Origin of the sequence: Armatimonas sp. (genome assembly GCF_031410135.1) — a bacterium.
Lineage (GTDB): Bacteria > Armatimonadota > Armatimonadia > Armatimonadales > Armatimonadaceae > Armatimonas.
Window position 1 is genome coordinate 1 of record NZ_JANNYP010000183.1, and the last position, 6,955, is coordinate 6,955.

The following is a 6,955-nucleotide window of genomic DNA, read 5'->3' on the forward strand; positions in this document are numbered from 1 at the left end:
ATGGCTCCTGCGCCTGCGCTTGCACAGGGCGGATCGGCAATGGGCAGCGCATCAGGGGACCCCCTCAGTCTGACAGCGGCACAGCAGAAAAAAATGACTGAGATTAACGCGAAGTATTTTGTGCAACTACAAGCTGTTCGCAAGAAATACAAGCCACAAGCAGATGTAGTTCGGGCCAAACATGCTCCGCTCTTTGTCGCCTTACGAGCCAAAAACTTAAAGCCGGAAATCTATACTGCCGAGATGATTAAGCTTCAAGCAAAAATGCAAGCGGAGGTTGGTCCTGTTACTAAGAAGATACAGCTTGAGCAGAAACCAATCGAAGATAAGAAAAATCAAGAAATTCTCACGATTCTCGATGCGAAACAAAAAGTAATGTTTAAGGCGCAAATCGCAGGGAAAAAATAACGCGAGATGACGATCAATGAATCGCGTCTCTTAGAGACGTTTTTGACGCTGGTGAACTTCAATACTCCCTCACGCCATGAGAAACCTGTCTCCGAGTGGGCGGCGCAGTACTTGGAGACGTTAGGGTTCTCCGTCGAGTTTGATGATGCCCACGAGCGGCTTCCGGGCGAGCCGGGCAGTATTGGGAACCTCATTGCCTTCAAGAAAGGCACCGTGGAAGGCGCTCCGGGGATCTTTTTCTCGTCGCACTTTGACACCGTCGAGCCAACCCCGGGCCTGGAAGTCAAGATCGAAGGGGATAGGATTTATGCCGCCTCGGATACGATCCTGGGAGCCGATGACAAGTGTGGCATGGCCCCGATCCTAGAGGCAATGGCGTTTCTTCAGGAGTCGGGGGAGGCGCACGGGGACATTCAACTTCTCTTGATGATCTGTGAGGAGATTGGGCTGGTCGGGGCGCGTCTGCTGGACCCGAAGCGCATCAAGGCAAAGTACGGCTTTGTGCTGGATGCAGGGCCGCCTGTGGGAACCATGACCTACGCCGCGCCCGCTCAGAACTCGTTTCGCGTGACCATTACGGGCAAGCAGTCGCACGCGGGAGCCGCGCCCGAGCTGGGTGTTAGTGCGATTGTCGCTGCCTCAAATGCGATCTCCAAGATGACGCTGGGGCGCATTGACACCGAGACCACGGCCAATATCGGCACCATCCACGGGGGGCTTGCTCGCAATATTGTGCCGGGTGAAGTGGTGATTATCGCCGAAGCACGCTCGCGGGTGCAGGAGAAGCTTGTGGCTCAGACCGCGCACATGAAAGAGGTCTTTGAGCGTGAGGCGTCTGCGATGGGCGCGAGTGCCCATGTTGAGATAATCGGCGAGTACCCGGCGTACCGTTTAGAGAAAGATAGCCCCGTGCTCCAGCTTGGCGCACGTGCCGCTGAAGCCGCCGGGCTCACACCGGGCTACGCGGAGTCGGGAGGGGGCTCGGATGGCAACCACTTCAATGCCTTCGGAGTTCCGACAACGGTGCTGGCCACGGGCATGCAAAACGTCCACACCCACGACGAGTTCTGCACGCTCTCTGAGATGGTGCTTGATACCCGTTGGATCATCGAGATCGTCCGTGCTGCTGCCCAGAGTGAGCACTAAGCCGACGATACAGGCCCTCTGGAAGAACACGCCTGAGGGCCAGAGTCTCTTTCGTTCGTTTGCCAGTGCCCCTTACCCTCACCCTAGCCGGGCGCAGGGGCATACCTACCAGGGAAAGCTCTTCGATGCCGCGACGCACTACTCCGACAGTACGGTCGGGCTGATCATTCCGGCGGGCTTCCGGCCCACGCAGAGCACGGATTTTATCGTCCATTTTCACGGCTGGGGAAACCATGTCTCAAAGGTGATCGAGCACCACGAGCTTGCCAAGCAGCTTTTTGCCAGTGGCCGGAATGCCATCTTAGTCGTCCCGCAAGGCCCCAAAGACGCCAGCGACTCGGGCGGCGTTAGAAGAGGCCGGGGGCTTCGAGCGGCTGGTTCGGGAAGTGGCGCAGTTTCTCAAGGCCGAGGGGGAAATCCCCACGGAGCGTATTGGAAAGATCGTTCTCAGTGCGCACAGCGGCGGCTACAACGTCACCCGCGCGATCTTAGAGCGGGGCGGACTCGGCAAAAACATCACCGATGTGCTGCTCTTTGACGCATCGTACGGTGGCCTTGAGGTATTTGCCGACTGTGGGGCACAGAAAAACCACCGGCTGATCAGCCTCTTCACCGCGCACTTGGCCTCCGAGAACTTTCAGCTGCTCACGCTCCTCCAAAAACGCGGCGCGACGGTCACCTCGCTTCTGGAGGCGGGCCTTGAGGAAAAGGAGAAAACGCTTCGCGCCCGCCGCCCGGTGATCCTTCACACACTTGATCTCCTCCACGATGAAGTCTTGATGAAGCGTGGCTACTTTGCGCTATTTTTGAAGACAGGGATTCTTGGGTACAATGTCCAGTAATCATGTCTAAATACGATGTATTACTCCCACGTTGGGATCTTTCGCCGCTTTTTACTGAGCTAGACACCCCCGGATTTACGGCCGCTTTTGCCGATGTTCTGACCCAGACCAAGACGCTGGAGACGCTCTTTAACGAGAAAAATATCATCGCGCGCCCCTCTGGCCCTCTCACCGACGAGGATATTGCGGCCTACGAGGCGATAACGAAGGCCTTTAATGCGCTCTACTCGGATCTGCGGCGCGTTCGGGCTTATCTCTCGCTTCGGATCGCGACGGACTCGCGCGATGCGGCAGCGCAGGCCAAGCTGAGCGAGCTACGCGGCGCTCTGATTCCGCTTTCCAGCCTGGGAACGCGCTTCACGGCCTTTATGGGCTCGCTCGACAGTGAGGCCCTGATCGCGAAGTCTGAAGTGGCGGCGGCGCATGCCTACGGTGTCCGTGAGGCAAAAGTCTACGCCGAGCACCAGCTGCCACTAGAGCAAGAGGAACTCGTCGCCCATCTCTCGCTCTCGGGCAGTAGCGCCTGGGCACGGCTCCACAGCGATCTCACCAGCCAGCTCACGGTAGACTTTAACGGCGAGAGCACCCCGATGAGCGTCATCCGCACCCTCGCCACCGATGAGAGTGCTGAGACACGGAAAAGCGCTTACGAGGCCGAGCTGAAAGCCTGGAAGGGAGTCGCTCTGCCTCTTGCTTTTGCGATGAACGGCATCAAGCATGAGACGCGCCTGCTGGCCGAGCGCCGGGGCTGGAGCGATGTCTTAGAGCTCTGCTGCAATAATAACTCCATCACCCGCGCCACTTTAGATGCCATGAGGGCCGCCGCCGAGAAGTCGTTTCCTGACTTCCGCCGCTACTTAAAAGCCAAGGCAAGAAAAGTCAGCAATGCCGAGGCACTTCCCTGGTGGGATCTCCTTGCGCCGCTCAGTGTGGAAGGTAGCGAAGCCAGTGACTGGAGCTGGAGCGCGGCGGAGCGCTTTATCGGGGAGAACTTCGATGCCTACTCGCAAAAAATGGGTGACTTCGCCCGCAAGACATTTGCGGAGAGCTGGATAGACGCCGAGCCGCGCCCCGGCAAGCGCGATGGTGCCTTCTGCTCCAGCGTCGGCCCCGGCGAGTCGCGGATCATGCAGAACTACCGCCCGAGCTTTGATGGGGTCAGCACCCTCGCCCATGAGCTGGGGCATGCCTACCACAACCTCTGCCTGAAAGATCGCACGATCCTTCAATCGAGCACCCCGATGACGCTCGCCGAGACGGCCAGTATCTTCTGTGAGACCATTGTCAAGCACGCCGCCCTCAAGAGCGCCGAACCCGCCGAGCGCCTGGCGATCCTAGAAGCCTCGCTCCAGAACTCCTGCCAGGTCGTGGTAGACATTGACAGCCGTTTCCGGTTCGAGCAAGCCGTGATCGAGAAGCGAAAAGAGCGCGATCTCTCCGAGGGTGAGCTGTGCGAGCTGATGCTCACGGCCCAGCGCGAGACCTACGGCGACGGCCTCGACAGCGACGCCCTCCATCCGTACATGTGGGCGGTAAAAGGCCACTACTACGGCTCCGCGTTCTACAACTTCCCGTACATGTTCGGGTTTCTCTTTGGGCTGGGCCTCTACGCCCAGTACGAGCAAGACCCCGAGAGCTTCCGCGCCGCCTACGACGACCTGCTCTCCCAGACCGGAATGGCCAACGCCACCGAGCTGGCGCAGCGCTTCGGGCTTGATATCGAGAGCGAGGCGTTCTGGAGCGCATCCCTGGATGTCGTCCGCGCCGAGATAGACCAGTTCGTGAGCCTGTTGGAAGACAAGGGCTAGCGCACGTGCCGACCGTCGCCGGGGGCTGGCTTGGGGAGTACCACTTCGACCATAACCTTGGTCAGCCCTGCGGCTTCGAGGCCACTTTCTCCGCCGTCGGCCCCGATGGCATGTTCCACGGCACGATCCTCGACGACGGCCCGCTGGGTGAGGCAGTGCTCCACCACGCCCGGCAGGTCGGCGAGGAGGTGATCTTCACCAAGGTCTACCGCCTGAAAAAGCGCAGGCTCCTCCCCGTGCGCTATGAAGGCAAGCTGCTCAACGAGGGCAAGCTCCTGCGCGGCAAGTGGGCCATTGTCCATAGTAAGTACGGTGTCAGCGGCTGGTGGGAAGCTCGCCGTAGCTGGGAAGAGCTAGAAGTGGGCTTCGCGGATGAGGAAGTAAAAGAAGAAGCTCCCGCCGCAGAGCGGCGGGAGCGGGTACCTGCGGGAGGGTGAGCTTACTTGCGCCGACGGCGCACCAAGGGGAGAGTCATGCCCAGTGCCACCAGTGCAAGCGTGCCGGGCTCAGGAGCGGAAGTGGCTGGGGGGGCCGCAAAGCCACGTACCGTGATGACGCGGTTCCCCCCACCAAATGTGGAGAAGAGGAAGTCGTTGTTTGTCGGATCCTGTGCTGCACCCTCGGCTCCTGTAAGTCCTGTGATAAAGTCACGCCGGGTGGCTCCGATGGGAAGTCCGTTGCTATCCGCCTCATAAGCAGAGACACGACCCGCACTATACTCTGAGACCAGCATCCAGTTTGCCGCCGGGTTGAGTGCGGCGAAGATGTCACTTCCTGTGGGAACATAGATGATGCCCTCAGGGCCTCCCGGAGTCGTCACACTCGGGCCAACGGTTAGGTTAAAGGTTCCCAGTCCATCAGGCGTCAGGCCGACACTGTAAAACGTCGAAGCATTGTATGAAGCGATCACCGCTCCCGTGGACGTGAACTGGATCGTCCCTGTTGAGGGAGCAATTCCCAAAATACTGAGGTCTATTACCTTATCGGGTGCGATACTCCCCGGCTTGTACTGGAGCAGGTTGTTGTTACTATAGGTCGTGGCAAAGAGAACCCCGCCCGGTCCATAGGCTAGGCCACCGTCAATATTGGGCGCACTGGCAAAGTTGACACCACTCCCCGAAAAGCCATTGATATGTCCGCCCCCATCGCGAGTCACGCCAATATCATAGATCGCCCCCGTTGCACCATTGGCAGCACCACCGATCAAAAGGCGGTTGCTGTCCCCCGCTTTGAGAGTCAGACCTCCCAGGTTGGCAGGAACCCCACTAGGCCCCCCAAGGTCGAGCAGGCTGTAGGCTCCTGCAAAGAGTGGGTCAAGGGTCTGCGCTTGGGCAGCTCCTGTTCCCGATACCAAACAAATTAAGGCAAGAGTTTTTAATACTATTGAGCGCATGGCATTTCTTCTTTCAGCAAAGCAAGATTTCCACCCCTCAGACCGTGAGGCAGTGGCTACCCCCTGCAAAAAGCAAGTTTTGTGCCAGACGCTGGCTCAACCTACCGCAAGGCCAGCGCCTCCTTGGCGCGTGCCTCGCGAGGGGTTTCTTTAATCTCGTTCCAAGGGAACTGCCGTGGTGCGCCCTGGCGTGGCTTGTTGGGCAAGCCTGCGCCCAGAATGAGAGCCCGGCGCGGAATCGCAGATGTATTTGGCCCGGCGTAGTGGGCCGTTCGGTTGCGGTGGATCGTGATACCGCCCGCGGGCAGGGGGCACGCGATGGCGTCTTTGGCGAACGTGGTATCGAGCATTTCGAGGCCATGAATACGCACGTCCCCCCCAATGGGCTGGTGGGGCTGGACATCCCACTCGTGGCTCCCCGGCATGAACCAGAGGCAGCCGTTCTCCAGCGTGGCTTCTTGCAGCGGCATCCAGATCGAGACATTTTTGTACTGCCACTGCGGGTCCCAGTAGGCTTCGTCCTGGTGCCACGGGGTTGGAGCGCCGTGACCCGCGGGCTTGAAGATCGCGTGGGCGATTCCCGCCGAGACCTCGGGGCCAAGGAGCTGCCGGACGATCTCCGTGGCGCCGCCGAGATACTTGCCGTCTTTGAGCTCCGGGGCGTACTTGGCAGGATTCAGGATCTGGGGGAGCGCCTCGGTCTTGCCCTCTTCATCGGTGCCGCCTAGATCAAACTGGTCGCCGCTCTCGCGCCCTGCTCGCTCCGCAAAGATGCGATCGTAGACCTCGCGCATCCACGCCAGCTCGGCGTCATCGGTGATGGGAGTGGAAATGGCCAGAAAGCCGTTGAGGTGAAAGAAGCGAATCTGGTCTGTCGTCAGTGTCATGACCCTAGTATAACCTGATTTGAGCCCCGGGAGCCTGGGCTCAAAGTGGATTAACCGTATTCTTAACATCTGGGAGAAATCGCCACAAGCACATCTTTAAGTGTTCAACGCTCTCCCCGAGAGAGCCTGATTCCTTTGCAACCGAAAAGGCAAAGCCGACCGAAAGGCGGTGACGCAAAGCGATGGGCCTACACCACCTGAGAGTGGCACGGTCACCAGGTTACCGAAAAGCGAAATGATTCGAGCTAAGGAAATTACAGGATGTACATTAGAAATTTAGGCGTGGCAGTGCTGGGACTCTCCGCACTCTCCACACCCCTCATCGCACAAGCCTCCGTGCCGCAGAAGGCAGATCTGGCGGTTCAGAAGCAGCTTGCCTCGCCGAGCCGCAAGGGCTGGAGTGCGGTGATTGTCAAGACCGAGGGAGTGCCCACAGCCGCTCAAGAAGCGGCGATTGCGGCGCTGGGGGGC

Annotated in this window: 8 protein-coding genes and 1 riboswitch; of the genes, 6 read left to right on the forward strand and 2 right to left on the reverse strand. The window is 59.2% G+C overall.

The window, feature by feature from the left end:
- From RMO15_RS06650 to RMO15_RS06670, 5 genes are all read left to right on the forward strand, one after another.
- On the forward strand, window positions 1–408 hold a 408-nt coding region (locus RMO15_RS06650; protein WP_309709557.1), incomplete at its 5' end, for a hypothetical protein.
- A 6-nt stretch (window positions 409–414) separates the two neighbouring features.
- On the forward strand, window positions 415–1,554 hold the full coding sequence (locus tag RMO15_RS06655; RefSeq protein WP_309709559.1) for a M20/M25/M40 family metallo-hydrolase: 1,140 nt from the start codon (window positions 415–417) through the stop codon (window positions 1,552–1,554).
- Between the two features lie 386 nt (window positions 1,555–1,940).
- Window positions 1,941–2,396 carry a hypothetical protein gene (locus RMO15_RS06660; RefSeq protein WP_309709562.1) on the forward strand — a complete coding sequence of 152 codons (456 nt, stop codon included), beginning with the start codon at window positions 1,941–1,943 and terminating at the stop codon, window positions 2,394–2,396.
- Window positions 2,397–2,398: 2 nt separating this feature from the next.
- Window positions 2,399–4,204: a M3 family oligoendopeptidase gene (locus RMO15_RS06665; RefSeq protein ID WP_309709564.1), complete on the forward strand. Its 1,806-nt coding sequence runs from the start codon at window positions 2,399–2,401 to the stop codon at window positions 4,202–4,204.
- A 5-nt stretch (window positions 4,205–4,209) separates the two neighbouring features.
- Complete coding sequence (locus RMO15_RS06670) at window positions 4,210–4,641, forward strand: hypothetical protein (protein ID WP_309709566.1); 432 nt, start codon at window positions 4,210–4,212, stop codon at window positions 4,639–4,641.
- Between the two features lie 2 nt (window positions 4,642–4,643).
- Here the strand turns inward: RMO15_RS06670 and RMO15_RS06675 are convergent, their stop codons facing one another.
- Window positions 4,644–5,597: a PEP-CTERM sorting domain-containing protein gene (locus RMO15_RS06675; RefSeq protein ID WP_309709568.1), complete on the reverse strand. Its 954-nt coding sequence runs from the start codon at window positions 5,595–5,597 to the stop codon at window positions 4,644–4,646.
- A 101-nt stretch (window positions 5,598–5,698) separates the two neighbouring features.
- On the reverse strand, window positions 5,699–6,484 hold the full coding sequence (locus RMO15_RS06680; protein ID WP_309709572.1) for a phytanoyl-CoA dioxygenase family protein: 786 nt from the start codon (window positions 6,482–6,484) through the stop codon (window positions 5,699–5,701).
- Window positions 6,485–6,622: 138 nt separating this feature from the next.
- Window positions 6,623–6,712, forward strand: a riboswitch (cyclic di-GMP riboswitch).
- 33 nt (window positions 6,713–6,745) lie between these two features.
- Between RMO15_RS06680 and RMO15_RS06685 the strand changes: the two genes are divergently transcribed.
- A partial coding sequence (locus tag RMO15_RS06685) for a hypothetical protein (protein WP_309709574.1) occupies window positions 6,746–6,955 on the forward strand: 210 nt, incomplete at its 3' end.

What these genes read in the sequence shown, in the direction of transcription:
- RMO15_RS06655 (WP_309709559.1), top strand. Translation starts at nt 415, where the DNA reads ATGACGATCAATGAATCGCGTCTCTTAGAGACGTTTTTGACGCTGGTG.
- RMO15_RS06665 (WP_309709564.1), top strand. Translation starts at nt 2,399, where the DNA reads ATGTCTAAATACGATGTATTACTCCCACGTTGGGATCTTTCGCCGCTT.
- RMO15_RS06675 (WP_309709568.1), bottom strand. Translation starts at nt 5,597, where the DNA reads ATGCGCTCAATAGTATTAAAAACTCTTGCCTTAATTTGTTTGGTATCG.
- RMO15_RS06680 (WP_309709572.1), bottom strand. Translation starts at nt 6,484, where the DNA reads ATGACACTGACGACAGACCAGATTCGCTTCTTTCACCTCAACGGCTTT.